This window comes from Pseudomonas sp. lyk4-R2A-10, assembly GCF_030209075.1.
GTDB classification, from domain to species: domain Bacteria; phylum Pseudomonadota; class Gammaproteobacteria; order Pseudomonadales; family Pseudomonadaceae; genus Aquipseudomonas; species Aquipseudomonas glycinae.
Genome location: NZ_JARVSR010000006.1, coordinates 242,465 through 262,439 on the forward strand (window position 1 = coordinate 242,465; position 19,975 = coordinate 262,439).

Consider the following 19,975-nt stretch of genomic DNA (forward strand, 5'->3'; position numbering starts at 1 on the left):
CTAGTTTTGACTGACGCGGTCTTTGATGCCGAGAAGCACCGCGGCGCGGTGTGCTTCACCCCGCAAGCACTTCTTTTGCCCGTTCAATACGGCGTACACCGTTGAAGGGTGGAGATTGTTCTGTAGGGCAAAGTCCTTGACGGAAATGCCCTGAAGCTCCAAGCGCGTTCTAGCGGCCTGGCAAGCTTGCTCGGGTGCGTAGGTGGCGTGCATAGTTCAAATTCGTGTGATTTCGCGTAATGGTTTGATGATATTGGTTCAGTAAATTGAACCTGTCAACGCTTGAGGTTCAAAAAATATGACCATCGGTGAACGGCTGAAGGAAGAAAGGTCGCGTCTAGGCCTCAGCCAGACTGATTTAGGTGCTGCTGGCGGTGTCGGTAAAACCACCCAAATAAATTATGAGAAAGGCTCAGGTAGCCCCGACGCCAAGTACTTGGCCGCAGCTGCAGAGTTGGGAGTTGATGTTCTGTACGTTGTGACCGGAGAACGCAAACCGACGCCTGCTGGCAGCATCAGTGCCACGGCAGCAGAATTTCTTGAGGTGTACCAGCACATTGGCGAGCAGGATCGCGACGTGCTGTTACGCATGGCATCGGCCTTTGCTAAGGCTGCAAGTGTGATGTGAGAAAGGACAACGACTGGCCTGATCAATCACTGTTCAGGTGAGTGGATGCAACACGCCGGCCACGAAGGCCGGTTTTTTCATGGATATTGAAAGGAGCGGTACGAATGGCGTTGAAGCCCTGCAAGTCTTGCAAGCATCAAGTAGATACCTCTGCGAAAACCTGCCCAAACTGCGGCGTAGCGAACCCTGGCGTCACTACAGCGCAGACCCTTGGTGGCCTGGTCATTCTCGGCATCATCGTCGCGGTGGGCTTTTCGATGTGCTCGGGTGGCAGCAAAGACAAAACCGAAGAGAAAACTGCAAAGGTCGATGAGGCCGCGTGCCGTAAGGACCTTCAGTGCATGGGCGACAAATACACCGTCGCCGCCGGCGTCTATTGCAAGGATCCCATCGTGCGCCTTGGGAAGTACTCCGCGCGTTGGACCGATGGCACCTTTGAGCCAAAAATGAGTCACTTCCGCTGGCTGAACAAGGAGCAGGGGACACTGACGTTCATCGGCGACAAGATCGAATTTCAGAATGGCTTCGGCGCTTATCAAAAGCACATCTACGAATGCGACTTCAACCCTACGGGTAACCAGGTGCTGGCCGTTCGTGCCGAGCCCGGACAGCTCTGAAAGAACGGTCCTTGAAGAGGTAAACAGTACTTACATTTCCGAAGTGGTGTGATTCAGCAGGGGTGGTCGTCTGTGCGGCGATCTCATTCAAACCGGTCTCAAGATTTTTCATAAAGAGGCTGGTGGCACAGAAAAATGTGCTGAGGATGGGTGACTCCCGGGCGATGAAGGTGGTGTGAAGCCACCGCGCCCTTCACAAGGAAATGGAGTACGCAGGATGGAAAACCTTACCCCTTTGGAGCACCTCTTTTTACACCTGCTGGCGAGGCTGGATGATCAGCAGCGTCAGGATGTTTTGAGGGTCATGGAGGCGCTTGTGCAGTCATCGAAGTAAGGCACCGTATAAACGGCCCCAGCTTTTAGCTGGGGCTCACACATAATGGATTACATATCAGTTTAAGAGGGGAAGGAAGTGAGCGAAACAAACGTTTGGGGCGATGATTTTATGGAGCGTGCGCCAAGTGCTAGGTTTCTAACGTCGTACTTGCTAGCGAACCCGCATATTAAAGTCTTAAACGTAAACTCTCCCTGGGGCGCAGGTAAATCATTTTTTTTAAATAGGTGGAGAGCTGAGCTTGGCAAGGAACATGTATGTATTTTTTTTAATGCTTGGGAGAGCGATTATTCTGCGGAGCCTTTAGTCGCGTTGATTACATGCATCGAGCAGCAGACGATGGATGGCCTTTCATTGGGGTCAACAAGCGCTGGGAAGAATGTCATTAAAACCACGACAACTTTGATGAGGAAGGCAGCGCCTTTAATTGCTAAAGGGTTGGTGAAGAAGTTTTCTGGAGTTGAAATTGATGAGATTCTAGGAAAGGATAGTGATGAACAAGCCGGTGAAATAGCAAAGGGTGTTGTTGAAGACCTTATTAAAGAGCAGTCCAAAACTGAAACTCATGTTGAAGAGTTCAAGTGTGCTATTTTGGAGAAGCTTTCCAATGCAGCCACAAACTTTAATCTAAAAAAGCCCGCGTTTATATTTATTGATGAGTTGGATCGGTGTCGGCCAACTTATGCGATTGAGCTGTTGGAAAGAGTGAAGCATTTTTTTGAGTTGGAAGATTGTCGGTTTATCGTTGCTTCTGATTCTACTCAGCTAGCTCATTCAGTACGAGCTGTTTACGGAGAAAAGTTCTCTTCTGAAAGATACCTTGGTCGCTTTTTTGATGCGGAATTTAGATTGGATAATACGAACATTTTTGGCATCGCAAAACAGCAAAATTTCGATTATCCATATGTGCGATTGCAAATAAGGTCATCTGGGGTTGCAGGAGTGAACGGTAAATCCTCAAGAGTAGAACCGAAGAATAACACTATTGTTGTTAAGGATAGTGAGTTTCCGCAATATGCCTTAATTCTTGTGGGGATGGCGCGTTATTTTAAGGTTGAGCTGAGGGAGATGATTCGTTACGCACAACAGATAAAAAGCATGGCGAGCGCGCTTCCTGAACATGAGTTTCATTATTTCTGGGCAGCATATTTAATTTTTTCAAAGTCGGCTGATGAAAGTTTGTACCAGGCATTGGCAATTCCTGAAAAAGCTTCTAGTGCGATCGATAATTTCGACGGTGGGGGGGCGGTTCCGGTAAATTTTGCTTTTCCTCGTGGTCATGAAACAATTGCAGATATCGCAAAGTTTTATGCTCGAATATTGCACGCGACTCAGGATGAGTTTAACGGAATGGTTAATAATTCTGAAGGGTGGCGACAGTCAGTTATATATGGTGTAAATGATAATAAAGATATTTTTCTATCTTATAGAAAAATTGTCGAACTTGCTCACCAGATTTCCTAAATGCTATTAAGGTTTTTTGGTTCTGGGGAGTTTTATTATGGTCATTCTAGCCTAGTAACTTCCCTATCCACAGCCCGTTTTCCGGTTCGGTACGAAACCTATAACCACCTTAACATCCTGAGAATCGCTCACTCCCCAGGTGCTTAGGTCGGCGCCGTTGCAGGTGCCGGGTACCTGAATGTGTTAAATGGAGTGATACATGTCGGTGAAGAATACAATGCAAAGCGGTCTGCCCCAGTCAATTGAATTGGTTAAACTTAAAGACCGCGAAAGGATGATTGTGCATTTATTTAGAATGCTCGATGACGTGAGTCAGGGAGACATAATTCGATTTGTTAATGTCCTAGTCAGGAACAAATAAAAATAACCCGGCTATGTGCCGGGTTCTTAAAAATTGTAGGTTTCTTAGGGTGTTTTAGCTTCACTCTCAAGAAAACCATCGTTTACTGCTTCATCACTCGTCTCAGCTGCAGACTCCTTAGCAGTAGTCTTTTGGGACGGAATGGGCTTGTAGGTGAAGTTTTCATTTAGGTCTCGCGCCATGTGGCTTTTTAGGACTTCAATCTTAAGGGCTGTTTGCTCTTGAAATTTTTCGTGATCAGTGATTTTTAAATTTCGTGCGGAGGAGTGTACTGTTTCCCTAGCTACAACCAGTAGTTTTGCTAAGGTTAAGCGGTCGCTATGGATTTTGAAAACTTTTTGTATCATGAAGTAGGCAAGCTTCCAACTATAGATGATTGCTAAGCCGAATATGGCTGCAAACGGTATTCTTAGAATGAATGCCGCAATTATGTCGGTAGCAGATTTGTATTCGGTTGTAAGTAGGTTGCTAGCTCCAATGTATACTTCGTATATGGAGAATAGTATGGTCAATAACGGGATGGTGATAAGTGCTGAGTATATTTTTGCTTGGGAGTTTCCTTCCTTCACATAAGGGCCGTATTCGTCAGATATCAGATTTTTGTCGTTTGTAAGTTTTTTAAGTTCGATATTTAAATTGGATATCTGTTTGTTAAGATAGTCTGCGGTGCCTGTTAGTTGGGCTACGTTGTTTGTGGCTTTGGTTTTTTCATCTAGCGCGAATTTTTCTTCGAGTTTTAACTGTGCTAGGAAATCTTTTTCTTTGGTTATGGTGTTGGCGAGCTGAGCGGATTCTTTTTTGAGTTCGCTAATTTGCAAGTTATAAAAGTCAATAGAGTTTTTTGTTGATATAAATTCTTGCCTGAGTTTTTCAGTTTCTGCGAGAGAGGTTTCATAATCATCTTTTGCAGCTGTTTTAAAGCTCGTTATCCTTTTCTTTGCATTGTTTATTTCGTCGATGTCTTTTGCATACTGGGAAAGCTGTGAGGCGTCGCTACCGCAAATTGAAATCCGATTAAGTGTCGGCTTGCCGAAGTTCGAGGTGGTGTAGATTTCGAACCATTCGCAAAATTTATTAATACGCGCATAAGCAAAAGAGCCACGTTCTGTTTTAATAAGTTTAAGTGTGTAAGCTACAGATCCGACCGGTTTGACAATTACGGTAAGGTTGGAAGCGATTTTTTCCACGTTTTCTCCGTGGAAGTCTAGTGAATCAATGTAAAACAAGTTGCTGGCTGTAAAACGCCGGGCTGAACCGGTTATCTTAACCGGGTTGGAGGTGGCACCGCCTTCTGATAGAAGCGTTTGACATTGTGCGGTGGTTTTCCAAAACAAATTCTGAATGTCATCGAGTTCGGGAAGAAGCCTCTCTACGTCAGACAGGTTTTTTTCTAACTCTTCCGATGAGTGCTGGGTCACTTTTATGATCTCCGACTGGTTTCATAGAAGATAACAGATGGATGGCAATTCGCTATACCTGCATCCTTTTCCACTCTCGCTCGACTGCACGTTTCGCTGTTTTTTCGGTGGCATATAACCACCGCAACCGTCGCGGCTTACTCTGATCCCCAGCCGTCACCGTCTTCTCCTTGCCGGTTTTTTTGTCGCGGTAGTACGCGATGATCCCCGTGTAGTCGCCCTTGTTCTCTTCCGCCAAATCTTCAACGGTATCCTCGGGCAGCTTGCTCTCCAGCTCCAGGCTGACGGTGTATCCATTGTCCGCACTGAGCGTGTGCTGCACGTTCCCCCCATACCAGATGATCTCGTCTATCTCCGGCTTTACCCCTTCGAGCGTATAGGTCAACTCCGGAATCAGATCCGGTCGGCCCATGGCCAGGGTGTAGCTGAGCGTCGCGCTACCACGTTGCAGGCGGTTGAACTCGGCCCGAGCGGCGCGCAGGGCGGATTGACGGTCGCTGTAGGTGTGGCGCAGGTCCTTGAGGTTTTCTCCGCCACCGGCGATAGCTTCCTGTTTCTTGGCGCTGTTCACGTCGTAGAAGTACGCCCGCACACCGTCGTAACTGTCGCGGTCGGCTTGCAGGTAGCGGTGCTGATCGCCATCGGCGCGGGTGAGGGTGATGTGGGGCAGCTCGGCGCCGCTGGCGGTCTTGCCGCCGCCGGCGGGCAAGCACAGCAGGCAGCCGGCCTTGACGGTCACCACGGCATCGAATTCTTCGCCGACGCGGCTGATCAGGTTGGCGTCGGATTCGTTGGCTTGGTCGAGCTGCAGGATGGGCAGCCCGTCGAGGGCGCCGGCGATGGTGGCGGTCAGGCCGTTGCCCAGGGCGATGTCACCCAGCACGTCGCCGAGCGTGGTGTTGCTCCAGCTGCGTTCGCGTTTTGTCTTCAGGCCCTTGCGAAGATCGGCGGAACGAGCGCGGATGCTCAGCACATCGGGCGCGCCGGAGTGTTCGGTTTCATCGACGGTGTAGGTGCCCTTGTCGACGAGCCCAGTATCACTCCAGCCAAGCCACAACCGAACCACGGCGCCCTTGGGCGGAATCGCTAGCAACCCGTCATGATCGCTGAGGGTAATGCTGAGTTGATCCGCCTCGACGCCACGGTTGTCAGTCAGGTCCAGGGTCATCAGGCGGGGGCTGATCAGTTGGGCGATGTCGTTGCCATCGACGGTGATGCGGAACGCCGGCACCGGGTAGGAAGCCTCGCGTTTGTAGCGCTCGATGGTCTTGTCCAGAAAACCGGTGACGCGGGAAAGGGCGGCATCAATCACAGCAGCTTCCTCATGATGCTGACGCCAGCACTGGTACCGGCGCCGATCAGGTCGATACGATCATCACCGATGCGCTTGAGGCTGAGGGTGAATTCGATCCGGCGCGGCGTGCCGTCGCGGAAGAACAGAGTTTTGGTTTCGCTCAGGCTTTCGATGATCCACAGGCCGTAGATCCGGCCGCTGCCCTCGACCATGGGCCAGGCCTTGCCGGTGTTGGCCATCAGGCGTAGGGCGTCGAGGCTGAGAGCGCTGCCGGCCAGCTCCGGCAGGATGACGCCGGGCAGGGTAATCGAATCCTCACCGCGACCGACAAACTGCCGAGCCGGTGCGGCGCCGACACGGTTACTGCTCGCGTGGCGCCATTCGGTCTGGCGTTGCAGCTCCTGGTAGGCAGCTGTAGAAAGGCTGAAGACGAACATGCCCAGGGCGAGCATCATGGCGGGTTACTCCAGGTCGGACAGTCGGCTGCGTTGGCGGGCGTTCTTTTCGCTGGAAACGCGGGCCAGTTCGGCGCGTACGGCACGGGCGATGGCGCGTTCATCCATGCCAGGCGTGGTGTGGATGTTGATTTCGTAGGTGTCGTGGCTGTCGTAGGCTGTGGCCGGTGCCGGACTGATGGGCGCGCGATTGTCGATCGACACTGAAGAGGATGCGGCGGCGCCGGTCTGCAACTGCGGTAACCCGATGGCGCCCAGCGGCCCGGCCACGGCACCGAGCGCACGCTGCCCGGCAGATACGACTTGCTTGCCCATGTCGGTGATGGCGCCCAATGGGCCGTTTTGGCCACCCTCAAGACCTTGGGTCAGACCGGCCATGGTGAAGCCGCCGAGTGCCGTGAACACGCGTGACGGGCTATGGATGCCAAGCTTTTCCTTGAACATGTTGATGGCCGAATCAGCAATCGAGCTGACGGCGTTGGTGATTTGGCCCAAGCCTGCGAGCAGTCCGTTGACCAGGCCATTGACGAGCATGTTGCCGAACTCGGTAAAGCGGCTCGGCAGATCCACGCCGAGGTAACTCATCACGCCAGCGAAGGCTTGGTAGATCAGACCAATGGGGCTGAAGTTGGCCAGCGTGGTGAGGATGCCGCCGATGCCTCCGCTGAATCCGGCTTTGATCTCGGTCCAGGCATTGGCGAAATAGAGTTTCACCGCGTCCCAGTTGGTGTAGATCAAATAGGCTGCGCCGGCGAGGACGGCGACCACTGCGCCGATGGCCAGAGCCACCGGGTTGGTGGCTAGCCCCCACATGGCGATGCTGACGGTGCGCAGGGCGGTCACCAGTGCGCCGCTGAGCGTGCTAGCGAGCAACCGAACGCCCTGGCCCAGCAACGGGAACGCATTGCGTGCCAGGCCGGTGATGGTGGGGAATAGCTTCTGCATGATTCGCAGCGTGCCACCACCCTGCATGCCGAACATCGCCATGCCGTAGCGAACCACGGCGAACGGGCCGAGCAAGCTGGCCATGCCGATCGCCAGACCACCGAATACGAACGAAAGACCGGCCACCAGGGCCACGACTTTTACCAGCCCGCCGGCAAGTTTCGGGTTCTCCCGTGCCCAGGCACCCACGTTGTTCGCGACCTCGCCCAAGGTGTTGATCAGCTCTTTCAGGTCAGGCGCGACAGCGGCGCCGAACTCGGCCATGGCGTTGGTGAAGCTGCCCTCGGCGGCTTCCATGACGTTGGTCAGCGTGCTGAGCTGTTCATTGACGCGGGTGCGCAGGTCGGCCTGGTTCTGGAGCTTCTGCTGTACCTCTTTGTAACCCGCCAACCCCTTGTTCATCATTGTGTTGAGGGTGGTCATGGTTTCCGAGTCGTCACCGAACAAGTCCTTGATGGTCTCAGTACGGTCTTCGTCGTTGAGCGCTTTGAGCTTTTCTACCTGAGCGAACAGGTTCTCCAGTCCCGCAAAGTTGCCCTCCTTGTTGGTGAAGCTGAACTGGACTTTCTGGCCCTTCAGTTGGCGGATCTTGTTGACGTCATCGACCTTGTCCTTGTTCAGGCCCGCCTGGAAGATTTTCCGAAATGCGTTGCCAGCCGCGCCGCCTTCCATGCCGGCCTGATCCATCATGATCAGTAGTGGTGCCAGCTCGTTGGCGGCTTCGATCCCCGACTTCTTGATGGTATCCATCACCGGGGCGATCTTGCTGAAGCCCTGGAGCATGTTGGTCGAGTCAACGCCCGAGTAGAAACCGCGCTGGATGGTGTCCATTAGCGCCATCATGTCCTTCTCAGACGTTCGGGTTGCGTCCTGCATCTTGGCCGCGAACTCGGCGGCTTCCGCCACTGGCATTTTCAACTGCACGCCTAGGTACGCCGCTGCTTCGCCAGTGCCACCGAGGATGCTTTGCGCGCTGAGGCCTTGGCGCCGCAGCATGGTCATCATTTCTTGAAAGTCAGCGGTGGTACCGGGAAGACGGTCGCCCAGTTTGGTGGCCAGGTCGGTGATCTTCTGGAAGTCCTCGGCGACCTTGCCGGTGTTGTCCATCATCGACACTTTCAGTTGCGTCGCCGAATCCTCGTTCGGCGCGAACGCGTCAACGGTTTGTTTCAGTGGACGACTGATTGCGTAGCCTGCACCGAGACCGGCGGCCCCATTGACGGCCATGTCGCTGGCGAGGCTTTGGGTCTTTGCCAGCCGATTACGCTCGACAGCCATGCGCTTCTGCTGAGCATTCAGAGCAACCAGGCGCTGTCCCTGTTCGCTGATGCTCGCGTTCGTGGCGCTGATCTGCTCACGCAGCTGGCGCTCATGCGTGCCGAGGTCTTTGGTGCTGATCCCGGCGCCGTACAGCTTCGAACGCAGGGCCTGCAACTGTTCCGACTGCTGCTGGTGTTGTTCCTTGAGCCGCTGGGCTTCGCGCACGGCAGTGCGGAAATCCTTGGCCATGGCTTTGGTCGGAACACCGGTGGCAGCAAACTGTTGGCTGAGTGCCCGGACTTTGTCGCGGGCTGAGGTGAGGGCGGTTTCGGTCTGCTCGGCGGCAGCGCGCTGGGTACGCCAGGCGCTGACGTCTTTTTGCTGCGAGTTGAGTTCCTTGAGCCGGTCGCGCGCATCCTTGAGTGCGCGGGCAGCGCCGATGCTGCCTTTGTCGATGGCCTTCAGGGGACCGCTCGCGCGGTCGATGGCGTTGAGCAGCACCTGAAGTTTTAGATCATTCGCCATCGGTGGAACTCCGCACCCTGGCGCGCTCGCGCCAGTCCATCAGTTCTTGCAGGCCCAACTGGTCCATGTCAGCCGGCGCCCAGTGAAAGACCACGGCCAGATCGGCCATGGCGTCTTCTACGCAACGAGGGAGGCGTCCGTCCTCACCGACTTCTGCAACAAAAAATGGGCGACCTTGTTGCCGCAGGCGAGCAAGTCGGCCGGATCCATGCCGGCCGCTTCCGGTGCGGTGATGCTTGGTGAGGTGATGCGTGGCAGTACCTTGAGCAGGGCGCCGACATCGAGGTTCAGCAGGTCCACCAGGTGGACGCCGCGCAGCTCGCCGGACTGTGGTTTGCGCAGGGTGAGGCTGTCGATCTGATTCTTGCCGCGCAGGATCGGCGTATCGAGGTGGACGGTGTTGTCGTCGGCGGCTGGCAGGGTTTCGACGGTGTTTTCTGTTTCCATGGAATGCTCCAGTGTTCAGGGTTGTAGGTGGATCAAAGGCCGATGGCGGAGCGCTGTTTCTCCAGCATGTCCACGCCGTTCACCTTCTCGATGAAGTTGAGCAAGTCGATTTCGATGATGTCTTCGTTATCGACGATGAGCTTGTAGTAGGAACAGGTGGTGGTGATGCTGTGTTCGGTGTCTTCACCGGGGGCCGCGTCGCCCATCTCGATGGTTTCGTGACGGCCGCGCACGATGATTTCCACGGCGCTGACTTCTCCGGTGTCGTCCTGCTGGAAAGAGCCAGCGAAGCGCAGTTGCACGCCGGACGCGTTCACGCTACCGAACTGCTTGAGCGCGATCAGATCCAGCCCGCCGGTCTTCCATTCGAACTGGATGCCGTCATCGGAGAACCCGAGGTCCGCCTTGACCGGGCCGTTCATACCGCCACCCCGGTAGCTTTCCATCTTGCGACCGAGGGGCGGCGGGGTGACGCTCTTCGCAACGCCCTGGTAGGTGTTGCCGTCGTTGAACAGGTTCATGTTTTTGAGTTTGCGAGGCATGGCCATGGCGTTGGTCTCCGGGGTACGGGCGCCCCCTCAAGGGCGTGCCGAATCAGGCGTTCACTTTGCTGGCGAACTGGATCAGGTAGCGGTCGGTGATGCGCTGGCGAAGGGTCAGGTCCTCCAGCGGCGGCACGGGCGTGTAGTCGTAATCGAGGTAGAGCTTGCCGGCCTTGAGGGTGTCCTTATCGTTGATGTCTTCCGGGTACCAGCAATCGCCGCCGATGAGGTAACCGCTGCCGATCATCTCGCGGAATTTGGCCTTGATGCTCTCGATCATGTCCCGCACCAAGGACGGGTGCATTGGCTTGTCCACAGCCCACATCTGCGCCTCGGCCATGGTGTCGGCGAGGATCTGCGCGGTGCGGGTGTAGTTTTCGAAGGCAAACAGCGGATCGTCGCTGCACGTTCGGCTGCCCCAGAAGCGGAAGCCGCCTTCGTTGATCATCGTGGTGACCTCATTACCGTTGAGGTAATTGGCGTCGGTGGCCGGGTTTTGCAGATCCCAGAACACGTCGGCGCTGATGCCGGTAACGCCATTGACCGCGACATTGGACAGGGTTTTATGCCAGCCCACCTCCTGGTCAATCTTGGCGCGCAGGCCGAGGGCACGGGCGACAGCCGAGGCTTTCACGGTGGCATTGGTGGCGGTGTCCCATTTCTGGAAGTCTGGCCAGATCACCATCACTTCCCGGGCGCCGAAGTTCTCGCGGTAGGCGACCGCTTCTTCCTTGGTCTTGCAGTCCCAGGCACTGACGTAGCAGAAAGCACGCAACTGTTGGCTGATGCTGGTCAGCGCGGTGGCCACCGGCTGGCTATCGAGGCCTGGCACGCCGAGGATACGCGGCACCATGCCGACTTTGGCCTTGGCGGCAAGCAGGGCTTTCATGCCGGTGTATTTGCCGTCGGCGGTGGTGGTGCCGATCAGGGCACTGTTGGTTTCCGCCTCGGTGGCGCCTTCCTTGACGCGCACGACGATGGTGTATGGCCGGGTCTGGTCGGCGATACCTTGCAGGCTCGCCGCCAGGGTACCTTTCACACCGGCCTTGCCGATGGCGGTCTGCACGTTGGTGAGCAGTACGGGAGTGTCGAGCGGGAATGCGATGGGATCGGCATCGTCGGCCGTGCAGACCATGCCGATAACAGCGGTGGGGATGGTGCGAATGGGGCGGGTGCCGTCGTTGAGTTCGAGCACCCGCACGCCGTGAAGATAATCGGCCATGGATTTGCCTGCGCAGTAAATGGGATGACAGTGCACAGGCTGCCGCGCGCGCGCCGGCTGGGCGAGCGTGCGGGTTTGTAGGGCGTAGCGTTACAGGATAGGGGCGATTTACTGCGTGTGGTCCGCAAGCCATGCCGGGGCAGCAGGTCGATGCTCAATCAGAGGGAACTGCTCACCTTGGGGCCACGCGCGCAGTGCGCGTCGGTATTCCTGCAAAGCGGCATATTGCTCGGCGCTGAGGGTGGTTGGCGTACCTTCTTCCAGCTCATCACGATGACGGGTTACGACGCCATCCGTTGCTGTGAGTTGAGTATCGCGCCAGGCCCGCTCAATACCGATGAGTTCTTCTGTTGAAGGGGGCGGCGGATCGGCTGCGTACGGATAGCCATCGCTCGCCCATTCGATCACTTTGCCTTCAGATTGCTGCGCCATCAGGTCGGCATGTTCTTCAGGCGAAATTTCAACGACATCGTCCGGCATCGACAGGTGAATGGCAGCGTCATAAAAACCACGGGTGGATTTCGAAGCAAACATATCGTTCTCCTAGTAGCCCACAACGCGGTAACCGCCCGCTTGTGTGGGGACTGATGTTGATTGGTTCCAGAACCGGATCTGCGTGGCGGAGACACTGGTAACGTTCACGCCAGGAACCCCAGCGCCCGAGGCACCACCTACGGCTGCAAACCCCAACGCAGTATTCGGGAACGCCATGAAGTAGGAGACCGTCACCGAACTGTTTGCCGGGATGGCGGGAATGACGCCCCATTGCTCGATCAACCCTGACGGGTTTCTCTGATAGCCATTGGCGGCGAGCTGCGCCGCGAAGCCATTGGCAAAGCGCAATGCCAGGGTGCCTCCGATCAGTCTCCACTGTCCCGACAGCCGGATAAATTCAGCCGTTTCGCCCAAGGCCATCACGAGCGGCCCGGTGATCCCGTTGGCCGTGAACACAACATCGGTTCCTGCTGCCACTACGTTCAAACCGCCGGCACCGGAGCAAACTAACGTAATGGTGGAGGATTGTTCGACTGTCGCTGTAGGTGGCAGGGTTGCGGTAATCAGCGCCAGTCCAGAAAAACTGTGAAGTCCGCCGACGTGCGCCGCTGTGAGGGTCAGGCTCGCGGCGTTCGAACTGAATCCCGAATAGACAACGCCACTGCGTTTTACGAACTCGGTGGTTGCCAATGACTTGCTGTTGTCGAACTGCGCCGGTGTCGGGCCAGTGGGGTTATCCAGAAACACTGGGGATCGTGTTCGCGCAAATCCATCGGAGACATCCTGAAAAGTCAGCGGCGTGGTGCCCACAACGATGGTGCCGTCGGTGATCAATTGCCAGCGGGTATCGGCTTGCGTGGCGCCTTGTTCGACAGAGACGTGTAACGCAGAAGTGACCTCGGCATTAGTGTCGGCATCCGCTGCGCGTACCCAGCCATTCCCGCCGGCAACGAATATACCGTTGTCCTTGGCGGCGGCCTGGTTCTTCACCAGTACCCGATCCCCGGCCAGCAGTGCCACGCCGTCGATGGTCGGGAGACCGGCCAGTGTGATGTTGCCGGTGGTAGCGACACGCACTGACTGTTTGCTGTCGAGTTTGTACAGCTCTTCCCTAATGCGCGTATCGACAAATTCGCGTGTCGCTAACACAACCGATGGGTCGATTTTTAACTGAATGTTCGACGTGCCGCTGGTGATGACGTGCATCCGCACCACCTGATTTCGACCAGAGCCTTGGGCGAGCAGCGGCTTATAGCTCGGCGCGACGTTGGCGACGGCTGAGAACACACCGTCCTTATCCTCGAGCGCAAGTTCGCGGATCCACCATCCACCGACATCCGGTGGCAGTACCAACTCGGCAATGAGGATGTTTTCGTCTGTGGGGGATACGCGCAGCTGATTGAGCTGGGCGCGATACCGCTGATTGATCAGCCTGGTTTGCGTCGGGCTGGGCACCGGGTCCGTGCCGTTGGCGTCGCCGATCAACATGTAACGCGGTTCCCACGGAATACCGAGGGCGTCACAGTTGGTTTTCTTGGCGGTGCCCAGCGTTGTCATCATGCCGCCGAAAATAGAATTCTGATCAACCATGGGGGTACACATCCAGTTCGTCGAGGGTGTAAAGGCTCACGCCGCGGTAGCCCCGGACGGTTACGTTGATGTCCGGGTTGTTCCAGGGGTACACGTCGATTTCGTCGCCGTCGTAAACGGCGAAACCAACGTAAGCGTCGAGTCGGGTTTCAAGGACGATGTCCAGACCGGTCAGGTGGCGGGTGAGGGGCTTGGCATCGTCGATCAGCCACACCAGTTCCTGATACATCGCTTCGGTGATGCCGGAGTCGAGGACGCCGATGCGCAAGGCGAACGTACCGGGGGTGCCAAGCGGCACGGTTTGCCACCACTCCACGACCTCAATCAGGTAGCCCAGCGGTTCCACTACACGACGCAACGCACCGATGGTGCCCTTGTGCGAATGAACGTAGTAGGCGGCGCGGCAGGCAGCGCGCTTGGCGGCTTCTGTCCATTTGCTGTCCCAGCGATCCACCGAGAACGCCCAGGCCAGGTACGGCAGCAGGGGCAGCGGGCATTGGTCCGGGTTGTACAACGTGCGCAGGGGGATGGGCACGCGTTGAATCTGTGCCAGGGCCTGAGCCGCATAACGCTCCAGCGGCGTCGAGTTGCCCGGCAACAATGGTTTGTCGCTCATCATTCAACCCCCAGCGCCAATTCGATTTTCGTGCAGTACGGCGCCTGATATTTGGTGGCGACGATGTCTGTCCATCCTTCGAGTACGACCTTGCGCACGCCCTCGACGTGCAGCGCGGCGTGGACGATCGATTCGGAGACCTCCAGCGCCAGGCGTCGCCGTTGATGCACGAACTTGAGCAACTGGGCTTCGGCAGCAGCGAGAACAAGCTCGGTTTCCGGGCCGTTGGTCAACGGGTAGAGCTTGGCCTTGATCTGGTAATTGATGATTTGCGCAGCCTGCACGGTCAGGCGATCTGCAACCGGCCGGCGGTCTTCGTCACTGAGATACGCTGTGACCTTGTTGAGCAGTGCTTGTGAGGCCGTGCCATCGCCCAGCACAGACTGCACCGTGACGACGGCCTCGGCCGGTGCGGGACTTTCGGCGGTGGCATCGGCGACCTGGCCGTCAGCGGAGCGAGCGTGAAAGATGTAGCTGTTGCGCGGGCCGGCGGTGCTGAGGCCTTCCCATGCCATCTGTGCACGCTCGCGCAGGCTGTCGTCGCTTTCCATCAGTTTGGGAATTGGCGGCACCGCTGCTGGGTTCGCGGCCTGAATGACCAGCCGCTTTACGTTGAAGTTGGCAGCGAGTTGTTCGAGGTCGGTGCCTTTGGCCAGGGCGAGCATGTTGGCGACTGAGGCTTCATTGACCCGCTGACGCCATACCGTTTCGCGGTAGGCGTTTTCCTCGAGCAATTTGGTCAGCGGCTCCGACTCCATGTCGAGACGGGCGGCGATCTCGGCCTGTTCCTCAATCGGCCAGAGGCTGATGGCGTGGGCCTTGCGCTCGGCGAGGATCTGCTCGTAGTCGATCTGTTCGACGACTTGGGGGGCGGGCAATTGGCCGAGGTCGATGGCGACGAAGGTGTTCATGCGCTGCCCCCAAGATACAGAGGCACGCTTAGACTCAGCGGCTGGTTGGTATCAATGAGAGTGCCTTCCAAATCCAGCGACGCCTGGCCTTGCAGATTCGCCCCGATAAACTGCACACGGCTGAGACTGACGCGGGTTTCCCAACGCATCACGGCCATGACCGTGGCGGCGTAGACCTGCAAACGGGTGAAGTCATTGAACGGCTGATCGACCAGCTCAGGCAGCAGGCTGCCGTACTCACGGCGCATGACGCGGGTGCCGATGCGGGTGGTTAGGATGTCAGTGATGGACTGGGCGATGTGTTCGACCAGGCCGAGGGCCGCGCCGGTTTCTCGGTTCATTCTGGCTTCCCTGTTTTCGCGCCGCCGGCCATGACGCCGCCGTGCGGGTGGTTGACCAGGCTGATGTTGGCCGCAACCACGTCCACGGACACGGTGACCTTACCGGTGATGTTCTGGTTGCCGGTCTGCGTGTAGTCGCCCTCATGAATGATCGGCCCGACGATGTGAATGCCGCCGGTGCTGGTCACGTTGGTGGTGCCGCCTTCAGCCAGTACGGCGTTCAGATGGTGGGCGACGCTGTCGTACTCGATGACGGTGCCATCCCGGTAGGTGAAACGGTGCAGGCCTTCGCGGTCGCCGTTCGCGGGGATCTGGTCGCTGAAAAGGCCGGTCAGGACGATGCCGTTGCCGAGCTGGCCGGAGGGGCTGAACAGGATGACTTGCTCGTCGGCAGTCGGCGGATTCCACTCGCGGTCGGCGCCGGCCCGCGTGGCGATCCATGGGAGCCAGCCGGTGGTGAGTGATCCGGTTTTGACTTGCACGCGTGGGGGCTTCATCTGGACGGCAGCGATGGTGCCGAGGCGGATGAGGTTTTCGATCAGGCGGGCGAGGGTGGCTAAGTCGTTCATGGCGCCGATGGTGGCGCCATGACGAGGGAGATCGCAGCTAGTTATGCATGTAGTGAGACTTGCTACAACTTTTAGCCTTTAGAGGAAAAGTCTGAGGTTTTTATCGAGTCGAGTGGCCTTCCAATAAATTCTCCCGAGCTTCCCCACGCCAGTCGTTTTTCTTGATCATCAGGATCGATATACCACGTCATGTCCCAGGTTTTGGTTAAGCTCCACTCCCAGCTTAGTACTTGACCTACTTCATAACTGTCTTGCGTAGTAGGGAAAATTCTACGGTATTTTTTGACTCCGCCCGGGCTTATCGTTTCAAGAATCAAGCCTTTGACATCATTTAGTTCAGTAGTGCATTGCGCATCCTGATACAGGGGTATGTTGTAATGTAGGACGATGTTTTTTTCACTAGGCAGAGATTTCAATGTGCGCAAAATTGTGATTCCAGAGTCGAGCGCACTTATTATGTCATCCTCAGAGGCGTCCGCTGAGTGAACTATTTTATTTCTCACACTCATAAATAGTTTGGTCGATCCTACTATGTCTCCTGGCAGTCCGCCGTATTGACGAATGAGCCTGTCTATTGCTTCTGTAGTAGACATGTGGCGGTTTTTTTGGAGAAGGCCCACGCTCGCGAGTGCTCTGCGTGCTGCAATCTCAATATGTCCACCTAAAGTTATAAGCGCTATTTTTGGGGAACGGCTTGCTTCGTCTAATATTTGCTTAATTTCATCCTGTTCCACTTTTTCTAAATTGTCTGAAACCGTTTCTGTGGCAGCGGGCGGAAGGGATGATGCTGTTTCTTTTACTGTTTCTGCGGAAATTCTTAACTCAGTAAGGGAGTCGGATAATTCTATTTCTTGTCCAAGCATCTTTCCCTTTTTTATTCGTCTCAATATTTCGGATATTTCTTTTTTGAAAAGAAATAATATAGTGAACCCCAAAATTGGCCATAGTATCTGGGATGCGGCAGAGATTAATTTTATAGCTTGCTCCATGCATGGCTCCTATTGCCAATTTGATAAAACGATTCTGCTGGTGTGTGAGTCGGTGGAAAATCTTAGGTATCTCTTTCGTTGCTCGATGTCAAATGTTTGAGAAGAAGGTCGCGAATTAAATCGAAATCCGATTCTGTAAAGCCAAGAATCTCCCGGCGGTCGTAACTCACATTTGGTGCACCTCTCTCTGGGCGGTCTTGTAAACCGTACTGATGCACCCTGGCAATCCGCGCTACCCGTCCCGTGAAGCCGACCCTTATTGCGTTTCCATCACCTTGCACCTTAAGAAAGCTCGCGGTGCGCAGCTTTTGAAACATTTTCAACTTCCGCTTCACACGACCCTGTTTACCACGCAGGTTGCGCTGTTTGCGCGGCGCGTACTTGCTGCCATCCGGATTCTGCTGGGCGATGATTCGTTGCTGCTGGCTGCGCCGTAACTCCTGGCCGATGCTCCGCGCCAACTTGTTGCGCGATGCCGGCTCAAGCTGCCCAAGCAATCCCGCTGCCCAGTCCTCCAGCGCTTCCAATCGGTTGGTCATTGCGGAAGCACCCATTCACTGCCAGTACCCTGCGCACCAGGTATCCAGTTCGGATCGAGAAAGTCGGCAGCCCGCTGCGGTTCGCCCGGATGGCGGATGGTGGTGTTGCCTTGGTCGTCCTTGCTCACCACCACCCGTTCGGTCAGGGGCAGCGTCAGGCTCATATCGACCTTGCTGTTGTCGAGGATATCGGCCTCGAACTGGATGCCGTCTGAGGCTTTGCTCAGGTTCTCCAGCAGTTCGGACTGGTGAACGCTCAACCAACCGAGCAGCGGCAACATGACGCTGTCGGGGTGGCCGGCGAAGTCGGTAAGGATGACCTGTAGGTCAAAGCTGTACTCAAACGAGAGCGTGTGAGCAGCGGTGCAACGGATCTTGCCGTTGTCGATGAAGATCAGCAGCCGGTCAGGGTTGTGCTTGAGTTCGGCCACGGTGGCGAGCAGGTGAGCTTTCAGGCTGTCGGGCTTGTTCATGGCAGGGCCTGCTGGTGTCGGTAAATCATATCGACCTGGTTCGCACAGTCCGCCCATGCGGCTTCGACGCGGTCCTGATCTGTCAACTGATCGCCGTTACTGCGCGGGCTGGTCGCTGGTAGCGTGCACGGCACCACGGCCGGACAGCCACTGACGATAAGCGTCGGCGCCGGTGAGGGTGGGGCGCTCGCGCAACCGGCGAGCAGCATCAGGCAAAGGCTGGGCAGCCCAATTGCGTAGGTCGGCATTTTCACGTTTCAGAGCCTCAATGGTGAGTTCGCGCTTTGCCAGACCTTGGCGCAGTTGATAATGCTGGGTGCGCAGGGTGGTCTGGGCGTTGCGTTCCTGTTGCAGGGTGTCGCGCAACGCGTTCGCATTGGCGAGGTTTCGCTCGGCTTGTTCTCGGACGTAGCTGGCGTCTTGCTCGGCAAGTTGCGTGTCCTTATTCGCCCCGCTGATGCGCAGTTCCTGGCTCCAGATCAGCAGCCCCAACGCTGCAAGCAATGCAATTCCGAGCAAGGCTTGGCGTAAGGTACTCACGCCCGGTACCAGCCGAGCTGATTCATGTCGCCGACGTCCATTTGCCGGATCGGGCCGCGAATGATGATGACTTTGCGCTGAGGGTTCTGGATGCGGAGCGCGTCGCGCAACTGCACCATGTCCTGCTGGTCGCTGTTCTCTGGAACCACCAGCAGATCGCCGTCTTGGACATTCAGCCGCTGCACTGCGTCGAAGTCGATCATGCGGCCACCGCCTGACCGCAACCGCAGTCTTCGTGCCGCTCGTAGGCGCGCTGGAGCTTGATGTCGTACAGGTTCCGCTGGTAATCCGGCCCGTTGTAGAGCTTGGCGAACTCGGCCCATTTGCGGCCCTTCAGCGCCTTGTGCAGTACGGCGTCGGTCTCGATGAAACGAACGAAAGCGTCGAACTGCTGCGACTCGCCCGCGCTCATGGCGGCGACAAAGTCCTGCACGCTGCTGTAGCCCAGTCGCTGCCAGTGAAAGCCCATGATCTGGAAGGCGCCCCAAGAGGCGGACTCCAGCGCGGCGGTGTCGTCGATCAGGCGAGCGGTGGCCAGGCGCTGGTGTTCGGCGCTGCCGCCGGCATATCCACCGGGTTTCGTGTTGACGATGGCCGGGTTGCTCGCGGCGAGTTGATCGGCGTGCTGTTTGAGCGCGGCGGCATCATCTCCCTGGTGGCGAACCTTCGACAGTTGCCGGTACATGACATGACGCTCGAACAAGATGACTGGCTTGCCGTTGTCGAGGAAACCGGTGCCTTTTGATTCCACTTCGTTGACCGCGTAAACGCTGGCGAGCGGCACGCCGAGGCGTTCGGCCGCGCTGACCAGGTCGGCGTTCTTCAGCAGCTGCTGGCAATCATTGCCGGCGAGCGCGCCTTGCGTCTTGGGGCCGGCCACACCATCGACGACCAGACCAACCTTGAGCTGATAGGCGCGGACGGCGGCTTCGGTGGCGTCACCGTAGTCACCATCGATTTCCAGTTTGGCACCGTGCTGATTGAGGTTCTTTTGCAGGGTGCGCACCGCCTGCGAGCGGTCGCCGTGGCGAAGTGTGGTCATAGCTGTTCTACCTTGCGGTTGAAAATCTTCTTGGCGGCAGCGCGGGTGCCCTCGACGCCGAGCAACCCGATGACCCCGCCGAAGAACGGTGCAGTCGTGGCCGGTATCCCCAGCAGCGAGAGCCCGTGACTGGCGGACAGGGCGAGCGCGCCGCAGAGCGGCGCCTCGATCATCATGCGGCGCACGGTGCCGCCGCCGTAGATCACCCGCAGGCTTGCGATGACCAGGGCCAGCAGACCGGAGTAGATGGCGGGCCAGTTCTGTTCGAGCCAGGCGGCGAGCCAGGCCCAGGTATCGGGACGGTCAGGCATGCGTTTCATTCCATGATCCAGGGTGGTTGGGTTCAAGGGCGCGGTGC

At 56.7% G+C, this 19,975-nt stretch carries 25 protein-coding genes and 1 pseudogene; 3 read left to right on the top strand and 23 right to left on the bottom strand.

What is annotated here, in order from left to right; translation table 11 throughout:
• Window positions 1-213 carry a DNA-binding protein gene (locus QRN46_RS10480; protein WP_285354622.1) on the bottom strand — a complete coding sequence of 71 codons (213 nt, stop codon included), beginning with the start codon at window positions 211-213 and terminating at the stop codon, window positions 1-3.
• A gap of 85 nt (window positions 214-298) precedes the next feature.
• Here QRN46_RS10480 and QRN46_RS10485 point away from each other — a divergent pair, with 85 nt between their 5' ends.
• From QRN46_RS10485 to QRN46_RS10495, 3 genes are all read left to right on the top strand, one after another.
• Window positions 299-628, top strand: a complete 330-nt coding sequence (locus QRN46_RS10485; RefSeq protein ID WP_285354623.1) for a helix-turn-helix domain-containing protein — start codon at window positions 299-301, stop codon at window positions 626-628.
• Window positions 629-732: 104 nt separating this feature from the next.
• Window positions 733-1,245, top strand: coding sequence for a hypothetical protein (locus QRN46_RS10490; RefSeq protein ID WP_285354624.1), 513 nt, complete (start codon window positions 733-735; stop codon window positions 1,243-1,245).
• Window positions 1,246-1,657: 412 nt separating this feature from the next.
• The gene (locus tag QRN46_RS10495) at window positions 1,658-3,043 is read left to right on the top strand and encodes a KAP family P-loop NTPase fold protein (RefSeq protein ID WP_285354625.1); all 1,386 of its coding nucleotides are present in this window, start codon (window positions 1,658-1,660) and stop codon (window positions 3,041-3,043) included.
• A 405-nt stretch (window positions 3,044-3,448) separates the two neighbouring features.
• Here QRN46_RS10495 and QRN46_RS10500 read toward each other — a convergent pair whose 3' ends face one another.
• The 22 genes and pseudogenes from QRN46_RS10500 to QRN46_RS10605 form a co-directional block, all read right to left on the bottom strand.
• Window positions 3,449-4,822, bottom strand: a complete 1,374-nt coding sequence (locus QRN46_RS10500; protein ID WP_285354626.1) for a hypothetical protein — start codon at window positions 4,820-4,822, stop codon at window positions 3,449-3,451.
• A gap of 52 nt (window positions 4,823-4,874) precedes the next feature.
• A complete protein-coding gene (locus QRN46_RS10505; protein WP_285354627.1) occupies window positions 4,875-6,134 on the bottom strand; it encodes a phage late control D family protein in 1,260 nt (419 codons plus the stop codon).
• On the bottom strand, window positions 6,131-6,571 hold the full coding sequence (locus QRN46_RS10510; protein WP_285354628.1) for a phage tail protein: 441 nt from the start codon (window positions 6,569-6,571) through the stop codon (window positions 6,131-6,133). The genes QRN46_RS10505 and QRN46_RS10510 overlap by 4 nt, the downstream gene beginning before the upstream one ends.
• Window positions 6,572-6,577: 6 nt before the next feature.
• The gene (locus tag QRN46_RS10515; RefSeq protein WP_285354629.1) at window positions 6,578-9,301 is read right to left on the bottom strand and encodes a phage tail tape measure protein; all 2,724 of its coding nucleotides are present in this window, start codon (window positions 9,299-9,301) and stop codon (window positions 6,578-6,580) included.
• On the bottom strand, window positions 9,291-9,410 hold the full coding sequence (locus QRN46_RS10520; RefSeq protein ID WP_041752072.1) for a GpE family phage tail protein: 120 nt from the start codon (window positions 9,408-9,410) through the stop codon (window positions 9,291-9,293). The genes QRN46_RS10515 and QRN46_RS10520 overlap by 11 nt, the downstream gene beginning before the upstream one ends.
• A gap of 8 nt (window positions 9,411-9,418) precedes the next feature.
• On the bottom strand, window positions 9,419-9,748 hold the full coding sequence (locus QRN46_RS10525; RefSeq protein WP_285354630.1) for a phage tail assembly protein: 330 nt from the start codon (window positions 9,746-9,748) through the stop codon (window positions 9,419-9,421).
• 32 nt (window positions 9,749-9,780) lie between these two features.
• Complete coding sequence (locus QRN46_RS10530) at window positions 9,781-10,296, bottom strand: phage major tail tube protein (protein ID WP_285354631.1); 516 nt, start codon at window positions 10,294-10,296, stop codon at window positions 9,781-9,783.
• Window positions 10,297-10,342: 46 nt separating this feature from the next.
• Window positions 10,343-11,512, bottom strand: coding sequence for a phage tail sheath protein (locus QRN46_RS10535; protein WP_285354632.1), 1,170 nt, complete (start codon window positions 11,510-11,512; stop codon window positions 10,343-10,345).
• A gap of 108 nt (window positions 11,513-11,620) precedes the next feature.
• On the bottom strand, window positions 11,621-12,046 hold the full coding sequence (locus tag QRN46_RS10540) for a tail fiber assembly protein (RefSeq protein ID WP_285354633.1): 426 nt from the start codon (window positions 12,044-12,046) through the stop codon (window positions 11,621-11,623).
• Window positions 12,047-12,055: 9 nt separating this feature from the next.
• The gene (locus QRN46_RS10545) at window positions 12,056-13,597 is read right to left on the bottom strand and encodes a phage tail-collar fiber domain-containing protein (protein ID WP_285354634.1); all 1,542 of its coding nucleotides are present in this window, start codon (window positions 13,595-13,597) and stop codon (window positions 12,056-12,058) included.
• Complete coding sequence (locus tag QRN46_RS10550) at window positions 13,590-14,213, bottom strand: phage tail protein I (protein WP_285354635.1); 624 nt, start codon at window positions 14,211-14,213, stop codon at window positions 13,590-13,592. The genes QRN46_RS10545 and QRN46_RS10550 overlap by 8 nt, the downstream gene beginning before the upstream one ends.
• Entirely contained in the window at window positions 14,213-15,124 is a 912-nt protein-coding gene (locus QRN46_RS10555; protein ID WP_285354636.1) for a baseplate J/gp47 family protein, read from the bottom strand. The genes QRN46_RS10550 and QRN46_RS10555 overlap by 1 nt, the downstream gene beginning before the upstream one ends.
• Window positions 15,121-15,465 carry a GPW/gp25 family protein gene (locus QRN46_RS10560; protein WP_285354637.1) on the bottom strand — a complete coding sequence of 115 codons (345 nt, stop codon included), beginning with the start codon at window positions 15,463-15,465 and terminating at the stop codon, window positions 15,121-15,123. Before QRN46_RS10560 ends, QRN46_RS10555 begins: the two co-directional genes overlap by 4 nt.
• A complete protein-coding gene (locus QRN46_RS10565) occupies window positions 15,462-16,034 on the bottom strand; it encodes a phage baseplate assembly protein V (RefSeq protein ID WP_285354638.1) in 573 nt (190 codons plus the stop codon). Before QRN46_RS10565 ends, QRN46_RS10560 begins: the two co-directional genes overlap by 4 nt.
• Before the next feature lie 71 nt (window positions 16,035-16,105).
• A complete protein-coding gene (locus QRN46_RS10570; protein WP_285354639.1) occupies window positions 16,106-17,023 on the bottom strand; it encodes a hypothetical protein in 918 nt (305 codons plus the stop codon).
• 62 nt (window positions 17,024-17,085) lie between these two features.
• Window positions 17,086-17,562, bottom strand: coding sequence for a phage virion morphogenesis protein (locus QRN46_RS10575; RefSeq protein WP_285354640.1), 477 nt, complete (start codon window positions 17,560-17,562; stop codon window positions 17,086-17,088).
• On the bottom strand, window positions 17,559-18,035 hold the full coding sequence (locus QRN46_RS10580; protein ID WP_285354641.1) for a phage tail protein: 477 nt from the start codon (window positions 18,033-18,035) through the stop codon (window positions 17,559-17,561). Before QRN46_RS10580 ends, QRN46_RS10575 begins: the two co-directional genes overlap by 4 nt.
• Window positions 18,032-18,217, bottom strand: a pseudogene (lysC, locus tag QRN46_RS10585) (Rz1-like lysis system protein LysC); the annotation flags it as partial. The pseudogene lysC and the gene QRN46_RS10580, both read right to left, overlap by 4 nt.
• Window positions 18,132-18,575 carry an Rz-like lysis system protein LysB gene (gene lysB / locus QRN46_RS10590; RefSeq protein ID WP_285354642.1) on the bottom strand — a complete coding sequence of 148 codons (444 nt, stop codon included), beginning with the start codon at window positions 18,573-18,575 and terminating at the stop codon, window positions 18,132-18,134. The pseudogene lysC and the gene lysB, both read right to left, overlap by 86 nt.
• Entirely contained in the window at window positions 18,572-18,778 is a 207-nt protein-coding gene (locus QRN46_RS10595) for a hypothetical protein (protein WP_285354643.1), read from the bottom strand. Before QRN46_RS10595 ends, lysB begins: the two co-directional genes overlap by 4 nt.
• A complete protein-coding gene (locus QRN46_RS10600) occupies window positions 18,775-19,617 on the bottom strand; it encodes an N-acetylmuramidase domain-containing protein (protein ID WP_285354644.1) in 843 nt (280 codons plus the stop codon). The genes QRN46_RS10595 and QRN46_RS10600 overlap by 4 nt, the downstream gene beginning before the upstream one ends.
• On the bottom strand, window positions 19,614-19,937 hold the full coding sequence (locus QRN46_RS10605; protein WP_177416199.1) for a phage holin, lambda family: 324 nt from the start codon (window positions 19,935-19,937) through the stop codon (window positions 19,614-19,616). The genes QRN46_RS10600 and QRN46_RS10605 overlap by 4 nt, the downstream gene beginning before the upstream one ends.
• Window positions 19,938-19,975: the final 38 nt, after the last annotated feature.